21 protein-coding genes are annotated in these 23,573 nt (G+C 70.3%); 13 read left to right on the top strand and 8 right to left on the bottom strand.

All coding sequences use genetic code 11. The annotated features are described in order from the left end of the window. Positions 1 to 25 precede the first annotated feature (25 nt). From VN461_23410 to VN461_23380, 7 genes are read right to left on the bottom strand one after another with little or no spacing between them, the layout of a single operon-like run. On the bottom strand, positions 26 to 2,386 hold the full coding sequence (locus tag VN461_23410; GenBank protein HXB57729.1) for a HEAT repeat domain-containing protein: 2,361 nt from the start codon (positions 2,384 to 2,386) through the stop codon (positions 26 to 28). Between the two features lie 47 nt (positions 2,387 to 2,433). Beyond that, entirely contained in the window at positions 2,434 to 4,725 is a 2,292-nt protein-coding gene (locus tag VN461_23405) for a methyl-accepting chemotaxis protein (protein ID HXB57728.1), read from the bottom strand. Between the two features lie 8 nt (positions 4,726 to 4,733). Continuing rightward, complete coding sequence (locus tag VN461_23400) at positions 4,734 to 5,648, bottom strand: ABC transporter substrate binding protein (GenBank protein ID HXB57727.1); 915 nt, start codon at positions 5,646 to 5,648, stop codon at positions 4,734 to 4,736. A 56-nt stretch (positions 5,649 to 5,704) separates the two neighbouring features. Beyond that, positions 5,705 to 6,502, bottom strand: coding sequence for a chemotaxis protein CheW (locus VN461_23395; protein HXB57726.1), 798 nt, complete (start codon positions 6,500 to 6,502; stop codon positions 5,705 to 5,707). Between the two features lie 8 nt (positions 6,503 to 6,510). After that, positions 6,511 to 7,329 carry an AAA family ATPase gene (locus VN461_23390; GenBank protein ID HXB57725.1) on the bottom strand — a complete coding sequence of 273 codons (819 nt, stop codon included), beginning with the start codon at positions 7,327 to 7,329 and terminating at the stop codon, positions 6,511 to 6,513. Between the two features lies 1 nt (position 7,330). Beyond that, complete coding sequence (locus VN461_23385) at positions 7,331 to 9,007, bottom strand: chemotaxis protein CheA (protein ID HXB57724.1); 1,677 nt, start codon at positions 9,005 to 9,007, stop codon at positions 7,331 to 7,333. An 8-nt stretch (positions 9,008 to 9,015) separates the two neighbouring features. Further along, the gene (locus tag VN461_23380; protein HXB57723.1) at positions 9,016 to 9,390 is read right to left on the bottom strand and encodes a response regulator; all 375 of its coding nucleotides are present in this window, start codon (positions 9,388 to 9,390) and stop codon (positions 9,016 to 9,018) included. A 141-nt stretch (positions 9,391 to 9,531) separates the two neighbouring features. On the opposite strand from VN461_23380, the gene VN461_23375 reads away from it, so the two are divergent. Genes VN461_23375 through VN461_23355 form a run of 5 tightly spaced genes read left to right on the top strand, consistent with a single transcriptional unit; the run spans position 9,532 to position 13,914 of the window. Further along, a complete protein-coding gene (locus tag VN461_23375; protein ID HXB57722.1) occupies positions 9,532 to 10,488 on the top strand; it encodes an ROK family protein in 957 nt (318 codons plus the stop codon). Next, positions 10,488 to 10,973, top strand: a complete 486-nt coding sequence (locus tag VN461_23370) for a hypothetical protein (protein ID HXB57721.1) — start codon at positions 10,488 to 10,490, stop codon at positions 10,971 to 10,973. Before VN461_23375 ends, VN461_23370 begins: the two co-directional genes overlap by 1 nt. Positions 10,974 to 10,980: 7 nt before the next feature. Then, positions 10,981 to 12,780 (top strand): translation elongation factor 4, encoded by a 1,800-nt coding sequence (gene lepA / locus VN461_23365; protein HXB57720.1) that lies wholly within the window; start codon positions 10,981 to 10,983, stop codon positions 12,778 to 12,780. A 26-nt stretch (positions 12,781 to 12,806) separates the two neighbouring features. Further along, on the top strand, positions 12,807 to 13,511 hold the full coding sequence (lepB, locus tag VN461_23360) for a signal peptidase I (GenBank protein HXB57719.1): 705 nt from the start codon (positions 12,807 to 12,809) through the stop codon (positions 13,509 to 13,511). Positions 13,512 to 13,539: 28 nt separating this feature from the next. Next, positions 13,540 to 13,914, top strand: a complete 375-nt coding sequence (locus VN461_23355) for a hypothetical protein (GenBank protein ID HXB57718.1) — start codon at positions 13,540 to 13,542, stop codon at positions 13,912 to 13,914. A 147-nt stretch (positions 13,915 to 14,061) separates the two neighbouring features. Here VN461_23355 and VN461_23350 read toward each other — a convergent pair whose 3' ends face one another. Next, positions 14,062 to 15,237: an acyl-CoA dehydrogenase gene (locus VN461_23350; GenBank protein HXB57717.1), complete on the bottom strand. Its 1,176-nt coding sequence runs from the start codon at positions 15,235 to 15,237 to the stop codon at positions 14,062 to 14,064. Between the two features lie 313 nt (positions 15,238 to 15,550). Between VN461_23350 and argC the strand changes: the two genes are divergently transcribed. From argC to VN461_23310, 8 genes are all read left to right on the top strand, one after another. After that, positions 15,551 to 16,522, top strand: coding sequence for an N-acetyl-gamma-glutamyl-phosphate reductase (argC, locus tag VN461_23345; GenBank protein HXB57716.1), 972 nt, complete (start codon positions 15,551 to 15,553; stop codon positions 16,520 to 16,522). Next, on the top strand, positions 16,519 to 17,277 hold the full coding sequence (gene argB / locus VN461_23340) for an acetylglutamate kinase (protein ID HXB57715.1): 759 nt from the start codon (positions 16,519 to 16,521) through the stop codon (positions 17,275 to 17,277). The genes argC and argB overlap by 4 nt, the downstream gene beginning before the upstream one ends. Then, positions 17,274 to 18,437, top strand: a complete 1,164-nt coding sequence (locus VN461_23335; protein HXB57714.1) for an acetylornithine/succinylornithine family transaminase — start codon at positions 17,274 to 17,276, stop codon at positions 18,435 to 18,437. Before argB ends, VN461_23335 begins: the two co-directional genes overlap by 4 nt. Further along, positions 18,424 to 18,957: a GNAT family N-acetyltransferase gene (locus tag VN461_23330; protein HXB57713.1), complete on the top strand. Its 534-nt coding sequence runs from the start codon at positions 18,424 to 18,426 to the stop codon at positions 18,955 to 18,957. Before VN461_23335 ends, VN461_23330 begins: the two co-directional genes overlap by 14 nt. Next, positions 18,954 to 20,228 (top strand): argininosuccinate synthase, encoded by a 1,275-nt coding sequence (locus VN461_23325; GenBank protein ID HXB57712.1) that lies wholly within the window; start codon positions 18,954 to 18,956, stop codon positions 20,226 to 20,228. Before VN461_23330 ends, VN461_23325 begins: the two co-directional genes overlap by 4 nt. Further along, positions 20,225 to 21,415, top strand: coding sequence for a bifunctional glutamate N-acetyltransferase/amino-acid acetyltransferase ArgJ (argJ, locus tag VN461_23320; GenBank protein HXB57711.1), 1,191 nt, complete (start codon positions 20,225 to 20,227; stop codon positions 21,413 to 21,415). Before VN461_23325 ends, argJ begins: the two co-directional genes overlap by 4 nt. Before the next feature lie 33 nt (positions 21,416 to 21,448). Then, the gene (gene argH / locus VN461_23315; GenBank protein ID HXB57710.1) at positions 21,449 to 23,119 is read left to right on the top strand and encodes an argininosuccinate lyase; all 1,671 of its coding nucleotides are present in this window, start codon (positions 21,449 to 21,451) and stop codon (positions 23,117 to 23,119) included. Then, positions 23,107 to 23,573: DUF6036 family nucleotidyltransferase (locus VN461_23310; protein ID HXB57709.1), on the top strand; the 467-nt coding region annotated here is incomplete at its 3' end. The genes argH and VN461_23310, both read left to right, overlap by 13 nt.

Raw genomic sequence — 23,573 nt, 5'->3', positions numbered from 1 at the left:
ATCCGGTGCTGTCCTCAACGTGGTGTCACCGGGGAGCGAGCTTCTTGAGGGCCTGGGCCGCGGCCTGGCGGACCGCGGGGGAGGGATCCGACGCCTTCAGGTCCATCAGGGGACGCAAGGCCTCGCGGAAACCGCCGTCGCCCAGGGCATGCGCGGCCTCCGCGCGGACCTGGGCGCTGTCGTCGGCGAGGGCGGCGAGCAAGAGCCGGCGGGCGTTGGGCTCCTCGAGCTTGCCCACCAAGTCCACGAGCAGGCGCCGCGCATCCGGGCCCGAGCTGGAGAAGGCCCGCTCCATCTCGGGGAGGGCGGCTCCGCCCAGGCGGCGCAGGGCCTCGAGGGCGGTGAGCTGGAGTCCGGGATCGGCGATGGCCTCGACGAGGCGGCCGGCGGCCCGGGGATCGCCGATCTCCCCCAGGGCGGCCGCCACCGCGCGCCGTACGGTCGGGTCCTCGTCCCCCAGGCGGCCGAGGAGGGCGGGGGTGGCCTTGGCGCTCCGGATGCGCCCGAGCGCGGTGGCGGCCCCGCAGCGGACGCTCCAGTGCTCGTCCTCCAGGGCCAGGAGCAGGGGGGGCGCGGCCTGGGGGTCCGCGATCATGCCCAGGCTCTCCGCCGCCGTCCGCCGCAGGTTGCGGTCCGGATCGCGCAAGATCTCGAGGAGGGGCCGCACCGCGGCCGGGGCCCGGATCGTCCCCAGCGCCTCTACGGCCGCGAACCGCAGCTCCTTCCGGAGGTCGGACAGGAAAGGCAGCATCTGGGGAACGGCTTCCGCGTTCCGGATCTGGCCCAGGGCGCGCAGGGTCACGAAGCGCATCCGCGGATCCGGGTCCGCGAGCAGGGGGATGAGGTCGCCCGCGGTCTCCGCCTCCTGGAGCTTGCCCAGGGAGAGCACGGCCTGCTGCCGGACCAGGCTGCTCTCGTCCCCGAGAGCCAGGCGCAGGTGCTCGAGGACGCCCGCGGCCTCGACCTCCCCCAGGGCTTTGATGGCGGCCGCGCGCACGGTCTCCCGGGGATCCTGACAAACCGCGATGAGGGCGGGGGCGGTGGAGGGATCGCGGACGAGGCCCAAGGTCTCTGCGGAACGAATGCGCACCGCCGCCTCCGGGCTCGAGAGGGCCTGCAGGAGGAGGGGGACCACCCGCCCGGGGGACATGCGGGCCAGGGCGTCCATGGCGCTCTCCTGGATCAGCTCGCTCTCGTCGCCCAGGAGCTCGAAGAGCAGCATGGCCGCGTCCTCGTCCCCCAGGCGGCCGATGGCCACCACCGCTTCTGCCCGCACCTCCGCGGAGGGATCGTGGATGAGGGGCGCGACGAGGTCGATCCCCCCCGCGGGCGCGATGAAAGCCAGGCATCTCACCGTCCCCTGGCGGACCGTGTCCTCGGGATGGGCCAGGCCGTGGACGTAGGCGGAGCGGTCCTGGAAGCCGATGGAGACGAGGGCGTGGGTGACGTACTCCTGCATACCGGCTTGGCCGAGCAGGTCCACGAGCAGGCGCTCCGCCCGCGGCTCTTTGAGCCAGCCGAGGGTGATGGCCGCGGTCCGCCGGTTCAAGGGATCGTCGTCGCCGAGGGTAAAGAGCAGGTGGTCCACGAGGTCCTCGCGCCGGAGCGCGGCCTCAACCTCCGGATCCAGGCTCTCCCCCTCCGCGGTGGCCCGCTGCTCAATGTCCACCACCGCCCGGATGGCCATGTTGCGGAGGGCGGGCTCGGGGTCGTAGAGGTAGGGGATGAGGCGCGGCAGGGCCTCCCGATCCGCGAGCCGCCCCAACGCCTCCAAGGCGGGCCCCCGGAAGAAGTCGTCGCTCAGGAGCCCGAGAAGGGCGGGGGCCGCCCGCGGGTCCGCGATCTCGCCCAGGGCATGGATCGCCGGGTACTGCAGCCAGGGCTCGGACTTCAGGGCTTCGATCAGGGGCGGCACCGCCTCCGGGTCCCCGATTTGGCCGAGGCTGGCCGCAGCCGCGTGGCGGACGTTCACGTCCGGATCGCCAAGGGCGGCGATGAGCGGCGGCACCGCGCGCCGGTCACGCAGCGAGCCCAGCATCACGCCCGCGAAGTTGCGAACCTCTTCGTCGGCGTCCCCGAGGAGGGTCAGGAGGGGGGGAACCGCCGCCGGGCCCAGCCGGACGTAGGTCTCGATGGCGGCGTTGCGCAAGGCCGCGTTCTCGTCGTCGCGGAGGGCGGCTTCCAGGGCGGGCAGGAGCGTCTTCAGAGAGAGCGCGGCCAGGTGGTCGGCGGCCGCTTGCCGCACGGGCCAGCTCTCGTCCGCCACCGCCAGAAGGAGCGGGGGGATGGCCTCGGGACGGCCGGAGCCCCCGAGCTCGTCCACGGCCTTGCGGCGGACCGCCTCCTCTCCGGTGCGGAGCGCCTCCAGGGCAGCCTGTATGTCCATCCTTAAACTCGGGGCACCCTAGGGCCGGAGGGCGGCCTGCCCCCTTCTCACTGCACGCGGAAGACCGAGACCAACTTGGCCAGGTTCTCCGCCTGCTGGGCCAGATTGACGGTGGCCTTGGACATCTCCTCCACCGTGGACAGGTTGTCGCGGGCGATCTCCGAGATGTTCTCGATGGCCCTCACCACCAGCTCCCCCCCCTTCTTCTGCTCGGCGGTGGCATGGGAGACCTGCTGGGTCATGGAATTCATCTTCTCCACCGCGTGGACGATCTGGCGGCTTCCCTCCGCCTGCTCCTGGGTGGCGATCCCGACCTGGGAGGCGATCTTGTTCATGTTCTCCACGGACAGGCGCACCTGGCGGCCGCCGGCCGCCTGTTCCTTGGTCGAGTCCGCGGCCTGGGTCATGATTCTCTTGATGTTCTCCATGGCCTGGCGGATCTGCTTGGACCCCTCCGCCTGCTCCCGCACCGCGCTCGTGACCTGGGTAGTGGCGGCGGTCATGTGGGTGACGGTCTGCAGCACTTCCGACGAGGCCTGGGACTGCTTGGAGGTGGCGGCCGCGATCTCGGCCATGAGCTGGCTGGAGCGGGACACGGAGTCGATGATGCTGCGCAGGGCCAGCCCCGCCTTGTCCGCGAGCAAGATCCCCTGCTTGGTCTCCGCCGCTCCTGCCTTGGCGACTTCCACCGCGTCCCCCGTCTCCTGCTGGACCTGACGCACCACGTCCCCTATCTCCTTGGCCGCCTCCACCGACCGCTCCGCGAGCTTGCGCACCTCATCCGCCACCACCGCGAAGCCACGGCCCGCCTCCCCCGCTCGGGCCGCCTCGATGGCCGCGTTCAAGGCGAGGAGGTTGGTCTGGTCCGCGATCTCCTCGATCACCTCCAGGATGCGGCCGATCTCCTGGGAGCGCCGGCCCAGGCCCGTGATCACGCGGGCCGTGTTCTCCATGGTGTCGGAGATGCTCTTCATCCCCTCGATGGTCCGGGCCACGGCCTCCCCTCCCGTGCGGGCGTCCTCCGAGGCCTTGCCGCTGATCCGGTCCGCCTCGATGGTCATCTTGGCCACGTCGTTCACCGCCCCCGCCATCTCGGAGACGGTGTGGCTCGTGCGCTGGGCGGCGTTGCTCAAGGCCTCGGCGTTGCGGGCCACGGAGGCGATGAAGCTTGTCATGTCCTCCATGGTGGCGGTGGTCTCGTTGACGGTGCCGGCCAGGCTCTCCAGATTCTTGGCCATCTGATCGATGGAGACCGTCATCTGCTCGATGGTGGCCGAGGCCTCCGTCACCGTGCCCGCGAGGGTGGCGCTGGAGCGGGCCACCTGCTCGATGGAGGCCCCCATCTCGGTGACGGAGCTGCTGGTCTCCTCCACGTAGTTGGCGAGGCTCTGGGCGTTGCTGGCCACGGTCTGGATGGAGGCCGCCATCTCCTCCATGGACGTGGACGTCTCCTCCGCGGCCTGCGCCTGCCCCTGCGCCCCCTGGATGATGAGCTTGGCGTTGGCCGAGATCTCTCCCGCCGAAGAGGCTACCTGAACCGACGCCTCCTGGATGTTGTCGACGATCCGGCGCAGGTTGGCCACCATCTCGTTCAGGCCGCGGGCCAGAGTACCGATCTCGTCATCGGTCTGGATGGTCAGGCTCTCCATGAGATCCCCTTTGGCCACCGCCTCGGATACCTCGGCCATGTGCTTCAGGGGACGGAACCAGCGCCCGAGGAGGTACCAGCCCCCGCCCAGGCCCAGGGCCATGAGCAGGCTGCCCACGCCCAGAGTCTCCAGGGCCTGGCGTCGCTGCTGAGCGACCATCACCGCCTTGCTGATGGCAACCTCGACCCCCCCCTTGAGGGAGGGGCCGCTGGGGGTGGCGGCCACGCCGAGCTCGGCCGCCATGTCGCCTCCCCCGCTGGCGACGTCGGTGGTGACCGGAGCCCGGAAGAGGATGACGGGCTCGCCGGCGACGGTGGCGGTCTCCCTCTCCTCGAAGGTCGCGGCGGGGGTGGGGGGCAGGTCGGCAAGGGGTGGGCCCTTCTGGGCGAGGATGACGCCCTTCTGGTCCCGAATCATGGCCGCCACCACGTCCGACGCCTCTCTTCCCCCCCCGGAGAGCGCCCCCTCCAGGAATTGGGCCAGGAGGGGCTTGTCCTCGGTGAGCACCCCGTATTTGCTGTTGTAGGCCAGGTTGCCTACGATGTAGCGCCCGCGCTTGAGCATCTCCTGACGCATGAGGCGCTGGCTGGCGATGTAGTCGTAGACCACCGACACCGCCCCCACCACGATGGCGAAGCTGGCGCCGAGGAGGGTCAACTTGGTGCCCACGGATCGCACTCTCAGACGCATGCCCCCTCCTAGAAAACGCGCGCCGCGGCCCGAAGGGCGTCGGCCGGGATCTCGATGCGCAGCTTCTCCGCGATCTTCTTGTTGATCATGAGCTCCGCCCGCGGCACCAGGAGGGTGCCGCGTATGCCTTTCTCTCCCGCCGCGAGCCGGGCCACGAGCTCCCCCACCTGCTCGCCGATAGAAGCCACGTCGGCGCCGCTGCTGGCGAGAGCCCCCTCCACCACCAGGGCGGGGGAGAAGCTGAGCACGGGCTTGCCCGCCTTCAGGGTCTCGGCCAACAGGAAGCGCCGGGTCTCCGTGGTCAGGAGGAGGGGGTCGGGAGGCATCCAGAGCGCGTCCGCGGCGTCGTCGCCCTTGAGCAAGACGCGCAGCGCCTGGGGGACCTCCTTCTCCGACGTCACCGGGCGCGTCACGATCACCAAGCGGACCACCAGGGCGGCCTTTTGGGCCTCCTGCACCAGGCGACCGGACCCCTCCTCGCTGTAGATCACGCCGATGCGCACGCCCCGGGGGTAGACCATCCGGAAAGCGGCGAGCTGATTCTTGACGGGAATGGCGTAGGCCACCCCCGCCGCGTTGGGGAGGGTGAGAAGGCCGGCCTTGGCCGGGTCCTGGACCATGCAGTACACCATCGAGCTCTCGGGGGCCAGATCCTTCACGAGCTGGGCGGCGAGGGGACCCATGGCGACGATGATGAGGGGCTTGCCCTTGAAGGTGGCCAGCACCTTCTCGGCCTCCGTCCGGTCGCCGCGCAGGTCGTACTCGGTCACATTGTGGCCGACCGCGACCCGGCGCATGGCGTCCAGGGCGGGACGCCAGGCGGGCGTCTCCGTGCTCTTGAGGACCGCCACCTCCGCCGCCCCCAGAGGGGATGACAGTAGGGAGGCCACGGCCAGAGCCACCGCGAGTCGCGGCATCGTCATGGATCTCCTTGTGAAGTCGGTTGTCCCGCCGGGGCGGCTTCTACCATCCTAACCCCTCAGGCCTCTCCGGCCGGCGAGCCCGCGGCCTGGAGCTCGAGGGCCAGGATCTTGAGCAGGTCCACGAGGATGATCAGCCGCCTCTCGAGCTTGGCCACCCCCCGGATGTAGTCCCCGCCTTTCTCCACCACCTCCTCGGGGGGAGAGTCGATACTGGAGAGCGGGATCTTGAGAACCTGGGAGGCGCCATCCACGAGCAGGCCGAGCAGGCGCTCGCGGATCTTTACCACCACGATCCGGGAGGCGGGGGCGAGGTCGACCTCGCCCAGGCCCAGCTTCTTCTTGAGGTCCACCACGGGAATGATGCGCCCTCGGAGGTTGATCACGCCCTTGATGAACTCCGGCGCCCGGGGCATAGAGGTGATCTCCGTGACCCGCCGGATCTCCTGCACCAGTCGGACGTCGACCCCGTATTCCTCACGATCCAGGAAAAAAGTCGCGAGGTGCTCGGTGGCCTCGGCCGCGGCCCGCTCCTCGCGGACGGGGGCGGCGAAGAATGAGACGCTGTGGGCCCGGGCCGCCCCGGCGGGGGCGGGCTCGGGGGACGAGGGCTCCGACTCCACGGCCACCGCGGCCGCGTCCTCCCGGGCCAGGATGTCCGCGGCCAGCCCGGAGGGAGGCAGCTCGATCCGCGCATGGGAGGGGGCGGGGGGAGCCTCGGAGGGGAAGACCATCTCCTCCGGGGGGGGAGCGGGGGAATGTTCGGGGGGGGCGGCGCCGGCCGGCTCCTGCGCATCCGGGGGGGGCGTGGGGCCCGTGCCGTCCGCGCGGCGCGCCCGCTTCCGAGCCTCGGACATGCGGCCCATTACCGTCCCACCGCCACGAGGAAATCCTGGTTCGCCGTCACTGCGGCCACGACCTCTTCGTCGATGAGGCTCGCGCCCCGTCCCATCCCCTCCAGCAGGGCCTGGGTGGCCAGGTGGTTCAGGACCCGCGGGATCCCCCCCGCGGCCTCGTGAAGCCGGTTGAGGGCGTGGTCGGTGAAGAGGGGCCGCGTCGCCCCCGCCACCCCCAGGCGGTGCTTTAGGTAGGCGAGGCTATCCCCGGCGGAGAGGGGCGTGAGGTGGAACTGGGCCCCGATCCTCTGGGTCAGGGCCCGATAGGCGGGATGCCGCAAGCGGTCGCGCAGCTCGGTCTGGCCCACCAGCACCACCGCGATCAGGTTCCGGTCGTCGAGCTGGAAGTTGGTGAGGAGCCGGATCTCCTCGAAGGTGGGCTTGCCGGGGATGAGGTGGGCCTCGTCCAGGATCAGGAGGGCGGCCCGGCCCTCCCGCTCCAGGGTCAGGAGGCGCTCGTGGATCTGCTCCAGGAGATCGCTGGCATAGAAGCGGGGGGAGGCCACCCCCAGCTCCCCCGCCACCGTGCGCAGGAACTGGCGGGGCGTGAGCCGGGGGTTGAGGATCATCCCCACCTCGTAGCGCTCCCCCACCCGGTCCACGAGGGCCCGCGAGAGGAGCGTCTTGCCCGCTCCCACCTCGCCCGTGAGCAGGGCCAGCTCCATCTCTTCCACCGCAAAGAGCAGCTGCTCCAGCGCCTCCTCGTAGACCTCGTTGAGGAAAAGGTAGCGGGGGTCGGGGGTCTTGCGGAAGGGCTTCTCGCGCAGCCCGTAGTAAGCCTCGTACATCTCAGGAGCCCCCGGCCAGGGCGGCGGCGCCGCCGAGGGCCATCTTGCGCTTGCCCTCGAAGAGGGCGGCCACGTCCAGGATGAGAACCACGCGACCGTCCCCGAGGATAGTGGCGCCCGCCACCGCGAAGGTGACGCTCGTGACCGTGGGGTCCAGGGCCTTGATGACCACCTCCTGCTGCCCCTGGAGCCGGTCCACGGCCAGGCCCAGCCGCTTCTCACCGCGGCCCAGGATCACCGCGTAGCCGCCCTCCCGACCCGCCCCCCCCGTCTGGCCGAAGAGCTCGGCCAGGTGGGAGAGGGGGATGATCCTCTCCCGCAGCCGCAGGGTGTCGCGGCCGTTCATGCGCGTGACGTCCTCGGGCCGGAACTTGAGGCTCTCCACCACCGAGCCCAAGGGGATGGCGTAGGTGCGCCCGCCCACCTCGACCATGAGGGCGGAGATGATGGCCAGGGTCAAGGGGAGCTGGATGATGAACTTGGTCCCCACGCCGGGGACGGTCTCCGCCTCCACCAGGCCGTTCAGGCGCTCGATGGACTTGACCACCACGTCCAGCCCCACCCCCCGTCCGGAGAGATCGGTCACCGCCTCCGCGGTGGAGAGGCCCTCCGCGAAGATGAGCTGCACCACTTCCCGGTCGGACAGGTTCTCGTCGGCTTTGATCAGGCCGCGCGCCACCGCCTTGCCCCGGACCTGGGCGGCATCGATGCCCGCCCCGTCGTCCATGATGGTTATGACGACCTGGTTGGACTCCTGGGCGGCGGAGAGCAGGATGGTTCCGGTGGCGGTCTTGCCCTTGGCCACCCGCCGGGCCGGGGTCTCGATCCCGTGGTCCACGCTGTTCCGGATCATGTGGACCAGGGGCTCCCCGACCTCGTCAATGATGGCCTTGTCCACCCGGGTCTCCTCGCCTTCCAGGATCAGCTCGATCTCCTTTCCCTGCTGGCGGGCCAGGTCCCGGACCAGGCGGGGGAAGCGCTCGAAGACGTGGCGCATGGGCAGCATCCGGATGTCCATGATCGTCTCCTGGAGCTGGGAGCTCACCCCCGTGATCTGGTGGACGGTGTCCAGGAGGCTCCGGCCCACTTCCTGGCCGGGCAGGAGGGAGGCCGCCTCCTTGCCCACCTCCTGGAGCTTGGTGCGGTACACCACCAGCTCCCCGACCAGGTTCAGCAAGTGGTCGAGCTGGGCAAAGTCCACCCTCACCATGTTGGAGCGCGCGGCCACGTGCTGGGTGTCCACCGCGGCCCGGCGGGCCACGGGAGCGGCGGCGGGGGCGGTGGGGCCCGCTTTCAGCAGGGCGTCGAGGGCGGCCTGCTCCGGGGAGAGGTCGCGCACCTCCCGCGACTGCTGGCAGGCCTTCTCCACCGCGTCGCGGAGCGCGCTCGCCCCCGCGAAGAGCCGGTCGAAGAGGACGGGGGAGAGGTCGAGCTGCCCGTCGCGCATCCGCCCCAGGACATCCTCCAGGCGGTGCACGTAGTCCTTGATCCCCGAGAAGCCCAGCATTCCGCTGTTGCCCTTCAGGGTGTGCAGAGGGCCGAGCAGGCCCGTCATGGTCTCCGGGTCCAGCCCCTCCCGCTCCAGGCCGAGGAGGCCGCGGTCGAGGGCCTCCAGATGCCCGCGCGCATCTTCGAGGAAGATGTTCAGAAGCTCGGCGGAGACCTGGAAGTCCCCCACAGAGCCTCCTACTCCGCCGTGATCTTCTCGATGAGGCCGTGCAGCTCTGAAGCCTGGAAGGGTTTCTTGACGTAGCCCTTGGCCCCCATCTTGAGGCCGCGGATGGTGTCCTCTTCCTTGCCTTCGGTCGAGATGATGATGATCGGGATCGCCTGGTAGGCGGGCTCCTTCTGGACGCGCTGCAGGAACTCGAGGCCGTTCATGACCGGCATGTTGATGTCCAGGAGAATGAGGTCGATCCCCTCCTCCTGGGCCAGCTTGTCGAGGGCCTCGAGCCCATTCATGGCGCTGACGAGCCGGCAGTTCTTGTAACGGGAGAGGAAGAGCTTGTACATCTGGTGGATGAGCGCGGAGTCGTCGACCGCCAGGATTTTCCTGAGCATCGTCCACTCCTCCCGCGCCCCACCAATCCGGGGCGCCGGCTGCACCGGTACACGGTTTCTACCACCGAAGCCTCCGGCGTTCAACTACAGGGGAGCGAGCGTTTACCCTTTGGGCGCTTCGCGATATAGTGCCGAAGGACTGTGGCCCCGATCGAACACATGTATGTCGGGCTGGACGTGGGGGGAACGTTCCTCAAGGGGGCCCGGATCGATGGGGCGGGCCGGGTGGAGGCACGGATCCACGAGCCCATCGCCCACGACTCCGCGGACAAGCTACTCGAGCAGATGGCGAAGGCAGTGGAGCGGCTGGGAGGGGGGGCCCCCCTGCGCGCGGTGGGGGTGGGCCTGCCCGGGATCGTTGACCATGCCACCTCGCGGGTGCGGGGGGTTCCCAACCTTCCCGCCCTCTCCCAGCTCGAGGGGATGCCGCTCGGAGAGGAGTTGACGAAGCGGATGGGTCGGCCGGCCTTTCTCGAGAACGACGCCAACGCCGCCGGCCTGGCCGAGGCCTGGTTGGGGGCGGGGCGGGACGCGGAGAGCGTGCTCTTCGTGACCCTGGGCACGGGGGTGGGGGGAGCGGTGATCCTCCGGGGCCGCCTCTGGACCGGCCACAGCGGCTACTCGGGCGAGATCGGCCACATGCAGCTCGATCCCGGGGGGGTCCCCTGCGGCTGCGGCTCGCGGGGGTGCCTCGAGACCATCGCCGGCCGCCGGGGCTGGGCCCGCCGGGCGGAGGAGAAGCTGCGCTCCTCGACCTCCACCCTGGCCGGGAAGGCCCTGGAGCCCGCCGCCATCGTGGAAGCCGCGCGGGCGGGGGACGCCGTCGCCCTCGAGGTCGTGGAGGAGACGGCCCGGGCCCTCGGCCAAGCCCTGGGCGGCGCCCTCAACCTCCTCAACGTAGAGCGCGTGGTCGTGGGGGGCGGGGTCGCGGCCGCGGGGCCCTTCCTGCTCGACCGGGTCGTGGAGCAGACCCGCGGGCGCTGCTGGCCCAAGGTCTTCGCAGACTGCTCCTTCCGGCTCGCGGACCTGGCCGGCGACGCGGGGGTGGTGGGGGCGGCCCGCGTGGCCATGGTCGGCCTGAACGGGCTGGGACTCTAGTGTTCGAGTCAAAGGAGCGCCTGGCCTCCGAGATCGGAGGCCTACTCCAGTCGATCCGCCGCTTGGCGGACGGTCCCTACGCCTGCTTGCTAGAGCCCAAAGGGATCGTCTTCGAGAGCGCGGATCCCGACGCCGGGCCCTGGGTGCTTCGCCGCTTCCTGGAGCAGCGGAGCGCGGCTCTCTTCCGCATCCCCACCTCCCTGGCCTCCGGGGAGCCCATGGAGGACCTCTTCGCGGCCTGGACCCCGCGCGAAGGGGTGGGAGACGACGAGTTCTTCCTGGCTTTCATGAACGGCCGCATCGTTCTGGTGGTGGCCTGCCCCGAGGCGGAGCCCCTGCAGGAGGGGGCCCGGAAGCTCATCAAGGCCCTGGCCGACCGCCTCGTTCGCTACAACGCCACCTGGCGCCTGGACGAGAAGGGCCGGGGCTTCTTCTTTGGCGGCGTCAAGCTGGACCTGGTCGTGGTGGGCCGGGCGGAGGGCTGAGGCGCCAATGACCGATCTGGCCCGCATCCGGAATTTCTCCATCATCGCCCACATCGACCACGGCAAGACCACCCTCTCCGACCGCCTGATGGAGCGGACCGGGGCCTTGACCTCGCGGGAGATGACGGAGCAGTTCCTGGACTCCATGGACCTGGAGCGCGAGCGGGGCATCACCATCAAGCAGCACTCGGTGCGTCTCGAGTACAAGGCCCGGGACGGGAACGACTACGTCCTGAACCTGGTGGACACCCCCGGGCACGTGGACTTCTCCTACGAGGTGAGCCGCAGCCTGGCCGCCTGCCAGGGCGCGCTCCTGGTGGTGGACGCGAGCCAGGGGGTCGAGGCCCAGACCCTGGCCAACGCACATCTGGCCGTGGACGCCGGCCTCGAGATCATCCCCGTGCTCAACAAGATCGACCTGCCGGGGGCGGAGCCGGAGCGGGCCCGGGAGCAGATCGAGAACATCATCGGCATCGACGCTTCCCACGCCATCCTGGCCTCCGCCAAGCAAGGGGTCGGGATCGACGAGATCCTGGAGGCCATCGTCAGCCGGGTCCCCTCCCCGAAAGGCAGGCTCGAGGAGCCCTTGCGGGCCCTTGTGTTCGACTCCTGGTTCGACCAGTACCGGGGGGTGGTGATCCTGGTCTACGTCGTGGACGGGCGCCTGGCTCCCGGAATGAAGGTCCGGCTCATGGCCTCGGGCGGCACCTACGACGTGGAGCAGCTGGGCGTGTTCACGCCCAAGCCGCTGAGGGTGGACGGCTTGGCCGCAGGCGAGGTGGGCTTCGTGGTGGCGGGGATCAAGAAGATATCCGACACCAAAATCGGCGACACCCTAACCGAGGAGAAGCGGCCGGCGGCGGAGCCGCTGCCGGGCTTCTCGGAGGTGAAGCCGATGGTCTTTGCCGGCCTCTACCCGGTGGACGCCGACCAGTACGCGGAGCTCAGGGACGCCCTCGAGAAGCTGCGCCTCAACGATTCCTCCTTTTTCTACGAGCCCGAGACCTCCACCGCCCTCGGCTTCGGCTTCCGCTGCGGTTTCCTGGGCTTGCTCCACATGGAGATCGTGCAGGAGAGGCTGGAGCGCGAGTTCAACCTCGAGCTCCTGGTCACGGCCCCTTCCGTGCGCTACCGCGTGCTCTGCTCGAACGGGGAGGTCCTGGAGATCGACTCCCCGGCCAAGCTGCCCAACCCCAGCTCCATCGAGGCCATCGAGGAGCCCATCATTACCGCCATCATCCTCACCGGGGACGAGTTCGTGGGGCCCATCCTGAAGCTCTGCGAGGAGAAACGGGGGGTGCAGAAGGGGCTCCAATACATCACAACCACCCGGGTCATGATCACTTACGAGCTCCCCTTCAACGAGATCCTCCTCGACTTCTACGACCGCTTGAAATCCGCTTCCCGGGGCTACGCCTCCCTCGACTACCAGTTGACCGGTTACTGGACCTCGCCCCTCGTCAAGCTGGACGTGCTCGTCAACGCGGAGCCGGTGGACGCCCTTTCCCTGATCGTCCACAAGGACATGGCCTACGCGCGGGGCAAGAGCCTGGTGGACAAGATGCGGGCCATGATCCCCCGCCAGATGTTCGAGGTGGCCATCCAGGCCGCCATTGGCTCCCGGGTCATCGCGCGGGAGACGGTCAAGGCCTTGCGCAAGAACGTTCTCGCCAAGTGCTACGGGGGGGACATCACCCGCAAGCGCAAGCTCCTGGAGAAGCAGAAGGAGGGCAAGAAGCGCATGAAGCGTGTGGGTCGGGTGGACATTCCCCAGGAGGCCTTCCTGGCCGTGTTGCGCGTCGATTGAGCGGTTTCGGCTAGAATATCCAGGCAATGGCCGAGAAGGAAGGGTCCGCCAAGAAATCGGTGCCCCGCGAGTACCTGGAGTCGGTGGTGGTGGCCGTCATCCTGGCCCTTTTCATCCGCACCTTTGCCGTGCAGGCCTTCAAGATCCCCACCGGCTCCATGGAAAAAAACCTCTTGATCGGGGACCACCTGCTCGTCAACAAGCTCGTCTACTCTCCCTCCTGGGGGCGCTGGGAGTCTCTCCTCCTGGGCAAGAAGGAAATCCAGCGGGGCCACGTGGTGGTCTTCAAGTTCCCCGAGGATCCGACCCGCGACTTCATCAAGCGCGTGATCGGCCTGCCCGGGGAGAAGGTCGAGATCCGGGACAAGAAGGTCTACATCAACGACCGACCCCTGGACGAGGCCTACGTGCACTTCCTGCAGCCCCCCCTCCGCCGCGACGACCCCGAGTACGGGCTAAGGGGGGAAGACGGCCGCGACAACTACGGTCCGAGAGTGGTCCCCCCCGGCGAGCTCTTCGTGATGGGGGACAACCGCGACAACAGCCGGGACAGCCGCTTCTGGGGATTCCTCCCCCGGGATCAGCTCAAGGGCCGGGCCTTGCTCGTCTACTGGTCCTACGAAGCCTCCCGCGAGGAATTTCATCGCACCGGGCTGTGGGAATGGGTGAGCGACACCCTGCTTGCGATCTGGAAGACGCGCGGCAACCGCTTCTTCCATCTGATCCGCTAACGGCCGCGTCGTGGCCGAGAGGACTGACATGAAGATGAGGAACGAAAGAGGCGAGGGCAGGTTGGGGACCCTTCTCACCCTGGCCGCCCTCGTGGCCTTCGCCTACGCCGCCTGGAACGTCGGCCCCGCTTACATCGACCACTACGGGTTCACGGACAAGGTCAACGAGATCGCGCGCACCCCCCGCTACAAGGCCCCCACCGACGAGAGGATCATGGACCTCCTCATGAAGGAGGTGCGCGAGCGGCGGCTCTACGACTACATCCGGCAGCAGAACTTCAAGATCAGCACCACGGATACGAGCCGCCAGATCACGGTCACGTACGACCGGACGGTGGAGGTGCTCCCGGGCTGGAAACACACCTTCCGGTTCACGTTCACGGCCGACCAGCCCCTGGTCTGATTCGAGCGGGCGGGGCGGCGGGCGGGAAGGCTCCCGCCGCCGCCCGCACTTCGAAGTCTCGCCGGCTCCCCCTGCAGGAGACAAAGGGGATCGACTTTGGGCCGAGCCCCGGGGACCTCGACGGACGGGGCGGGCGATACGTCCGAGTTACATCCTTCCCAGGATCTGCTTGGCGATCACCATCAGCTGCATGTTGGTGGTCCCCTCGTAGATCTGGCCCACCTTCTGGTCGCGGAAATACTTCTCCACCGGGTACTCGCGCGTAAATCCGTAGCCGCCGTAGACCTCGATGACCTTGGAGGTGACCTCCTCGGCGGCGCGAGAGGCGAAGAGCTTGGCCATGGCGGCCTCCTTCACGAAGGGGGCGCCCCGGTCGCGCAGCCGGGCCGCGTTGTAGGTGAGGAGGCGGGCGGCCTCGATCTGGGTGGCGAGGTCGGCGAGCTGGAACTGCACGGCCTGGAACTCGGCGATGGGCTTGCCGAACTGCCGGCGCTCCTGGGCGTACTTCAGCCCGTGCTCGAAGGAGCCCTGGGCCACCCCCACCATCTGGGCCCCGATGCCGATTCGGCCCTCGTTCAAGGTCTCGATCGCGATCCGGTAGCCCTTGCCCGGCTCCCCCAGCAGGTTCTGCTTCGGGACCCGGCAGCCCTCCAGGATCAACTCGCAGGTGGAGGAGGCGCGGATGCCGAGCTTGTCCTCCTTCTTGCCCACCGCGAAGCCGGGGAAGGAACGTTCCACCAGGAAGCTGGTGATCCCCTTGTAGCCCTGGGCGGGGTCCAGGGTGGCCATCACGATGAACAACTCCGCCTCCGCGGCGTTGGTGATCCAGAGCTTGCGCCCGGTCAGCTCGTAGTGGTCGCCCTTGTCCCAAGCCCGACAGGCGAGGCCGAAGGCATCGGAGCCAGAGCCAGCCTCGGAGAGGGCGTAGGCCCCCACCCACTTCGAGGCCAGGTGCGGGAAATAGCGGGCCTTCTGGTCCTCCGTCCCCCAGCGCAGGAGGGCGTTGTTCACGAGGGTGTTCTGGACGTCCACGAGCACGGCTAGGGAGGCGTCGACCCGGGCCAGCTCCTCCACGACCAGGATGGACATGAAGAAGGTCGCCCCCGCGCCCCCGTGGGGCTCGGGGACCTCGATTCCCATGATCCCGAGGTCGAAGCAGGCGTCGATGAGCTCGCGGGGGATCTGCGCCTCCCGGTCCATCCGGGAAACCAGGGGTCGGACCTTCTCCTCCGCAAACTGGCGGACCTGGTCCCGGAACATCGCCTCGTCTTCGGAGAGGTCGGTGAGGGGAAGGCCGCGGGGAGCGGTCACGGTCTCAGACATGAAATCACCTCGTAGCCGGAGCTCTATGCTACCCCCGCGGGCCGCACCACGGAAAAGCCGGAAAACGCATCTTGACACGGGCCCTGGGGCGCGTATCATTCCTTATTGTGATGTTGCTGCCCCCTGCCGAGCGACCCGCGGCCCGCGTGAGGCGAGCCCCGTGTGTCCGGCGGGTGGCCGCGGTCTAGTTCGCTCGAAACGACGAACCGACCTTGAGACCCGCTGGAGCCGCTGCTCCAGTGGGTTTTTTCTTTTGCGGGAGGCGAGGCGCCGCGATGGGTAGGGTTTGGGGGGACGGGGGGTAGGAGTGGGGATGGACGTAGGCGTTTTCGGGGCCACGGGCTACAGCGGGCGGGAGCTCGTGCGCCTCCTGGCCGCGCATCCTGAAGCCAAGGTCCGCTTCACGACCGGCTCCGGCCACGGCCATCTTGCCCACGAGGCGGGCCTGGAACGCGAAGCGGGCGCCTACTTTCTCGCCCTCCCCCACGAGGTGGCCGCGAGCTTCGCGGCCCGGCTCCAGAGGGCCCGGCCCGCGGCCGTGGTCGTGGATCTCTCCGGCGCTCTGCGCCTGCCCACGGCCGCCGCCTACCGAGCCTGGTACGGCCACGAACATCCCGCCCCCGACCTTCTCGGGAGGGCGCCCTACGGGCTCCCCGAGATCTACCGTGACCGCATCCGCGGCGCCCGCCTCATCTCCAACCCCGGCTGCTACGCGACCTCCGTCCTCCTGCCCCTCCTACCCCTCCTGCGCGAGAGGCTGGTGGAGGACGATGTGGTGGTGGACGCCAAGAGCGGGGCCACCGGCGCGGGCCGCACGCTGCGCGAGGACCTTCTCTTTTGTGAGCTGGCGGACAACCTCTCCGCCTACGCCCCCGGCCGGACCCACCGCCATGTGGGGGAGATGGAGGCGGTGCTCGAGGACCGGGTGGGGCGGGCGGTTCCCCTGACGTTCTGCCCGCACCTCCTGCCCGTGAAGCGGGGCATCCTCTCCGCGATCTATGTGAAGACGGGGGCTGCTCCCGGCGAGCTCGCGGGCGCCCTGCGCGCCTTCTACGCGGGCTCGCCCTTCGTGCGCGTGATGGAGGGGGGGCCGCCCCGGCTGTCGGAGGTGGTGGGGACGAACGACTGTCGGATCTCCGTGCATGCGGGCGCCCCCGGGCGGGCGGTGGTTTTCTCCGCCCTCGACAACCTGGTCAAGGGAGCCGCCGGCCAGGCCATCCAGAACCTGAACCTGGCCCTGGGCTGGCCGGAGGGGGCGGGCCTGCCGGGGGGAGAGGGCCCTTGACGGGCGCCCGGGTCTACAAGGTGGGAGGGCCCGCGCTCGAGGACCCGGGTCTCATGAAGCCCCTGGCCGCCGAGCTCAAGAACGGGGGCGGAGACGCCCTCGTGGTGCACGGGGGCGGTCGCCACGTGGACCGGCTGCTGCGGGCGCTCTCGATCGAGTCACGCTTCGTGGGGGGCCGCCGGGAGACCTCGCCCGCGGCCATGGAGGTAGTGGAGATGGTGCTGTCCGGGGTCGTGAACAAGGCCTTGGCTTCAGGCTTGATGGGGGCGGGGGTGGCCGCGGTCGGGCTCTCCGGGCGGGATGGCGGGCTCATTCGGGCGCGGCTGGAGCCGGGGCTGGGGCGGGTCGGAACACCGGAGTGCGTGAACCCCGGGCCCGTGCTCGCCCTCTGGCGGGCCGGGTTCCTGCCCGTGGTTTCCCCCGTATCTTCCGGTCCCTTGGGGGAGTCGGTCAACGTCAACGCGGACGAGGCCGCGCTCGGCCTCGCCCTCGCCCTCGGCGCGAGCATCCTCGTCTACCTCTCGGATGTGGACGGGGTCCTCCTGGGGGACGCCCCGGTGGCGTCCCTTACCGCGGGGGAGGCCCGGCGCCGGATCGAGGAGGGTACGATTGGGGGAGGGATGGCTCTAAAGGTGAGCGTGGCGCTCGAGGCCGTTCAGGCCGGGATCCCGGAGGTCGTGGTCGCCGGCCGGGCCCGGCTCACGGGGGGCTTCCCGGGCACCCGCATCACGGCCGGCCCAGGAGGGCAGGCGTGAGCGCGCTGCTTCCCGTCTACGAGCGCGACCTCGTCCTCGTCTCCGGCAAGGGCGCCCGGCTCTTCGACAAGGAGGGGCGGAGCTACCTGGACTTTGCCGCCGGCATCGGCGTGAACGGGCTCGGCTACGGCGACCGGCGGGTGGTGGCCGCCATCCGCCAGCAGGCAGGCCGGCTCATCCACGCCAGCAACCTCTTCCACACCGAGCCCGGCGCGGCCCTCGCCGAGCGCCTGGTCTCGCTGGCCTTCCCCGCCCGCGCCTTCTTCTGCAACTCGGGGACGGAGGCGGCGGAGGGGGCCATCAAGTTCGCCCGGCGCATCGGGAAGCCCACGGGGCGCAGCGAGCTGGTGGCCTTCGAGCGCGGGTTCCATGGCCGGACCCTGGGCTCGCTCTCCGTCACCTGGACCGCCAAGTACCGCGAGCCGTTCGAGCCCCTCCTCCCCGGCGTCCGCTTCTGCCCCTGGAACGATCTGGCCGCGGCCGCGGCCGCGATCGGAGGGAAGACGGCGGCCGTCATGATCGAGCCCGTGCAGGGCGAGGGCGGGGTGCGGGCCGCCCCCCCGGAGTTCCTGCGCGGCCTGGCCGACCTCTGCCGCGAGCGGGGGGCCCTCCTGGTGGCGGACGAGGTGCAGTGCGGACTCGGCCGGACGGGGCGGCTCTTCGCCTACCAGCACGCCGGAATCACCCCCGACATCCTCACCCTGGCCAAGCCCCTGGGGGGCGGCCTGCCCATAGGCGCGGTTCTCCTGCGCCAGGACCTCGCGGGCGCCATTCAAGTGGGCGATCACGGCAGCACCTTTGGCGGCAACCCCGTGGTGGCGGCGGCCGCCCTGGCCGTGCTCGACCGCATCACCACCCCCGGGTTCCTGGAGAAGGTGGAGAAGAAAGGCGCCGCCCTTCGCCGGGGCCTCAAACGGCTGGCCCGCCGCTTCCCGGTTGTGGCCGAGGTGCGCGGCCTCGGCCTCATGCTGGGGGTGGAGTTCAAGGGCGAGGTCCGGCCGGTCCTGAAGGGGCTCCGTGAGCGGGGCGTGCTCGCGACCAAGGCCGGGGACAACGTGCTGCGACTCCTGCCTCCGCTCGCGATCGGGGGCGGGGATATTCGGGTGTTCCTGACCGCCCTGGAGGCGGTTCTCGAGGGAGGTGCAGGTGCGGCTGCGTAGGGCGGAGGAGAGGGACGTGGCGGTCCTGCTGGACCTCATCAACGGCTATGCGGACCGGGGGCTCCTTCTGCGCCGCAGCGAGGAATCGCTGCGGGCACGCCTGGGTGACTTCCTGGTGGCGGAGGTGGACGGGGGGGTGGCGGGCTGCGGCGCCCTCACCGAGCTCGGCCCCGGACTGGGCGAGCTGCGCTCGCTGGCCGTGCGCGAGGACCAGGTCGGGCGCGGGATCGGCCACGCCATCGCCGAGCGGTTGTTCGCCTGGGCGAGCGAGCGCGGCTTCTTGCAAGTCCTGGCCCTGACCAGGCGGGTTCCCTTCTTCCTGAACCTGGGCTTCCAAGTCACGCGCCGCGAGCAGTTCCTGGACAAGCTGGTCACCGATTGCAAGGCCTGCCCCCTGAACCTCTGCTGCGACGAGACGGCCATGGTGCGGGCCGTGACCAAGGACGCTCAACCGGTGCTGAGCGTCGATCAAAAGAGAGAAGCCCCAATCGGCCTCGCGGAAGGAGCGCCCCGGAAATGAGCACGGTCAAGAAGGTGGTGCTGGCGTACTCGGGGGGTCTGGACACCTCCATCATCATCCCCTGGATCAAAGAGACCTACGGAGGCGCGGAGATCATCGCCTACTGCGGGGATGTCGGCCAGGGGGACGACCTCGAGGCGGTGGAGCGCAAGGCCCTGGCCACGGGAGCTTCAAGGTGCGTGGTCGAAGACCTGCGCGAGGAGTTTGTGCGGGACTTCGCCTTCAAGGCCCTGGCCGCGGGCGCCGTCTACGAGGACAACTACCTGCTCGGCACCGCCCTTGCCCGGCCCCTCCTGGCCTACCGCCAGGTGCAGACCGCGCTCGCCACCGGGGCGGACGCCCTCGCCCACGGCGCCACCGGCAAAGGCAACGACCAGGTTCGATTCGAAGTGACCTACGGCGCCTTCGCTCCCCACCTCAAGGTCATCGCTCCCTGGCGGGAATGGACGATCCGCTCCCGCGAGGACGCCCTCGCCTACGCGGCCACCCACGGGGTACCCGTCGACCAGACCCCCAAGGACCTCTTCAGTCGGGACGGCAACCTCTGGCATCTCTCCCACGAGGGCGGCAACTTGGAGGACACCTGGGACGCCCCCCGCAAGGAAATGTTCAAGCTGACGGTGGATCCGGAGGACGCCCCCGACCGTCCCCAGGTCGTGACCCTCGCCTTCGAGCAGGGGGTGCCCGTGGGCCTGGACGGCCAGCGGCTGGGACCGGTCGCGCTCGTGGAGGCCCTGAACCGCCTGGCCGGGGCCCACGGGGTGGGCCGGTTGGACCTGGTGGAGAACCGGCTGGTGGGGATCAAGTCTCGGGGCGTCTACGAGACCCCCGCCGGCACCGTGCTCCACCTCGCCCATCGGGAGCTGGAGCGCCTGGTCCTCGACCGCGACACCCTCCACTTCAAGCAGTCCGTCTCCGTGCGCTACGCGCAGCTCATCTACGACGGGCTCTGGTTCTCGACCCTCCGGGAGGCCCTGGCCGCCTTCGTGGACGAGACGGAGGTGGAAGTGACGGGGGAGGTGAGGGTGCGCCTCTTCAAGGGGCGGGCGGAGGCCATCGGCCGCCGTTCTCCCCGCAGTCTCTACCGCCAGGATCTGGCCACTTTCGGGACCGGCATGGCCTACGACCACAAGGATGCGGAGGGTTTCATCCGCCTCTTCGGCCTGCCCGAGCGGGTGCGGGCCCTGACCCGCGAGCGCGCTGCCGGCGACGCGAAGACGGAAGCCCTCAGGGAGCGCCTTCCCCGGTCCGCGGTAGAAGCCAAGCGATGACCACCGGCGTCACCGCCCCCCTGGGCTTCCGAGCCGCGGCCATCGCCGCCGGCATCAAGCCCCAGGGCCTGGACCTGGCCCTGATTGTGGCCGACCGGGGATGCGCGGCCGCGGCCGTGTTCACCCAGAACCTGGCCCAGGCCGCGCCCGTCATCGTCTCCCGCGAGCACCTCGCCTCCGGGCAGGCGCGGGGGGTGGTGGTGAACGCAGGCGGCGCCAACGCGGGCACGGGCGAGCAGGGGCTTCGCGATGCGCGCGAGACGGCCGCTCTTCTCGCCCGCGAGATCGGGGGCCGGCCCGAGGAAGTGGTGGTCGCCTCCACGGGCGTGATCGGGGTGAACCTGCCCATGCAAAAGGTGCGGGCGGGGATCGCGAGCGCGGTTCCCGAGCTCTCGCGGGAAGGGGGGGCGGCCGCGGCCCGAGCCATCCTCACCACCGACACCCACCCCAAGGAGGTGGTGGTGGAGTTCCCCCTGGGGGGGGCGACCGCGCGCATCGGGGCCATGGCCAAGGGCTCGGGAATGATCGCCCCCAACCTGGCCACCCTCCTCGCCTTCTTCACCACCGACGCCGAGGTGGCCCCTCCGCTCCTGCGCGGGGCCTTGCGGGAGGCGGTGGGAGAGAGCCTGAACCGGATCACGGTGGACGGCGACACCTCCACCAACGACATGGCGCTCGTCCTGGCCAGCGGCGCCTTGCCCGCCCGAGCCATCCTCGAGGAGGGCCCGGACTACGATTTCTTCCGGGGCGCTCTCGTCGAGGCCGCGCGCCGGGTCGCGCGCCTGATCGTGCGCGACGGCGAGGGGGCCACCCGCGTGGCGGAGGTGCGGGTGGAGGGGGCCCGGCTGGAGGCGGAAGCCGACCGCATTGCCCGCACGGTGGCGGAGTCACCGCTCGTGAAGACCGCCCTAAACGGCGGTGATCCCAATTGGGGCCGCGTCCTGGCCGCGGTGGGGCGCGCGGGGGTGGATGTCGACATGGGGCGAGTGGACCTCTGGCTCGGCGATGTGTGGGTGGCGGAGGGCGGGCGGGCCCGCCCCTATGATGAGGAGGCGGCCCGGCGGGCCTTCTCCGAAGACCCCGTCCGCATCCGCGTGGGCCTGCACGCGGGACGGGCGGTGGGCTGGATCTGGACCTGCGACCTCTCCCATGGCTACGTGGACATCAATGCGCACTATCGCAGCTAGGACGGCGCTCGCCGCTGGGGCCGGGCTCCCCTCGTGAAGCTCTGGGGCGGCAATTACGCGGGCGATCCCGACGCTGTCTTCTGGGAGTTCAACCGCTCCTTCCCCTTCGACCGGCGCCTGCTCGCGGAGGAGATCGCCGCCTCTCAGGCCTACGTTCGCGCCTTGGAGCGATGCGGGGCCCTCCCCCCCGACTCCGCGCGGGCCCTGGAGGCGGGGCTTCAGCAGGTCCTCCAAAAGGCGCTTGCCGACCCGGCCTACTCGGAAATCGATGCCGAGGACGTGCATAGCTTCGTGGAAACCAGGCTCTCCGAGATCGTGGGCGACCTGGCCGGCCAGGCCCACCTCGGCCGCAGCCGGAACGAGCAGGCGGTCACCGCCCTCCGCCTCTGGACCCGCACCGCGATCGACCGCCTCCTCGGGGGGACCTCGGCCCTGGTGACCGCTCTGGTGGAGAAGGGACGTGCGGGGGCCGAGACGGTCATGCCAGGCTACACCCACACCCGGGCCGCGGAGCCGATCACCTTCGGCCACCTGGCCGCCGCCCATGCCTGGGCCCTGGTGCGGGACCACGAGCGCCTGCGCGACGCGCGCGGGCGCGTGGATGTGCTCCCCCTGGGCTCGGGGGCCCTCGCCGGCACGGCCCTTCCCCTCGACCGGGAGGCCCTGGCCCGCGATCTCGGCTTTGCCGCCGTCTCCGCCAACGCCCTCGACGCGGTCATGGACCGCGATTTCGCGGCGGAGTTTGTTTTCGCTTGTGCCCAGCTCCAAACCCACCTGGCGCGGCTGGCCGAGGACCTGATCGCCTTCTCCGGGCCCGGGTACGGCTTCCTCACCCTGCCCGAGGCCTTCACCACCGGCTCCAGCCTCATGCCCCAGAAGAAGAACCCCGACGCCTTGGAGCTCGTGCGCGGCAAGGCCGCCCGCGTGGACGGCGACCTGCTGCGGCTGCTCACCTTGATGAAGGGGCTCCCCGCCGGCTACCAGAAGGACCTCCAGGAGGACAAAGAGGCGGTCTTCGACGCCGCCGACACCGCCGCCGCCTCGCTCGCAGTGATGAAGGGCGTTGTCTCCGGCCTGGGCCTCGTCGCGGAAGCCATGCGGAGGGCGGCCCAGAGCGAGGAGATGATGGCCGCGGGCCTGGCCGTCGCCCTGGCCCGGGAGGGCATGCCGTTTCGCCGCGCCCATGCCCTCGTGGGCTCGCTGGTGGCGGAGGCGCAGAGAGCGGGGACCACGCTCCGGGAGGCAGCCGCCCGCGCCCTCCCCGCCCAGGCCCCGGCGGTGGCGGCGCGCCTTCCCGCCCTCTTCGATCCCGAGCAGGTCGTGCGCACGAAAGCCGCACCGGGGGGGACCGCCCCCGACGCCGTCCGGGCCGCTCTGGACGCGGCGCGAGCCCGGGTCGGGGCCGCCCCTGTCCTGGGCGGGGGCGGCGCGGGACCGGGCGCGGGCCTTCCCGGGAGCGACCTCATTCAGGAAGGCCTCGAGGATTTGAAGCGGGGTGTCGAGTCGGTACCCGCCCTCGTGGTCTCCATCGGCGCCCCGCGCCTGCGCCGGCTCGGCCTCGACGTGCCCTCCCCCTTTCCCACCCCCGAGTTCCGCCTCTACGAGCGGCTACGGAAACTGGACTCCGAGGGGGCGCACACGCGGTACAACGACCTCCTGGGGACGCTCGTCAGCTTCGAGCGGGCGGCCGCATGGGCCAACTAGCGGACGGAGATCGGATCCGGGAGTTCCTGCGCGCGCTCTCTGAAGAGGCGGAGAGGGAGGCGCGGCTCTACCTCACCGGCGGCGCCACCGCCGTGCTCTATGGCTGGCGCCCCTACACCATCGACCTGGACGTCAAGCTCGTTCCCGAGGATGAACGGCTCCTCCGCGCCCTCCCCGTCATCGCGGCGAGGGTGGGGATCAACGTGGAGCGGACATGTCCCGGCGACTACCTGCCCGAGCTCGAGGGCTGGGAGGACCGCAGCCCGCTCGTGGCCCGCGAGGGGCGGTTGGCCTGCCACCACTACGACCTCTGCGCCCAGGCCCTGGCCAAGATCGCACGCGGCCACGTGCAGGACATGGCGGACATCGAGGCCATGCTCTCCCGCGGTCTGGTGGCCCCCCCCGGTCTGCGCGAGCATCTTCGCTTGATCGAGCCCCGGCTGCACCTGTTCCC

The sequence above is a fragment of the Vicinamibacteria bacterium genome (genome assembly GCA_035570235.1).
In the GTDB taxonomy this organism is placed as follows: Bacteria; Acidobacteriota; Vicinamibacteria; order Fen-336; family Fen-336; genus DATMML01.
This window is presented reverse-complemented; position numbering and strand designations above follow the sequence as displayed.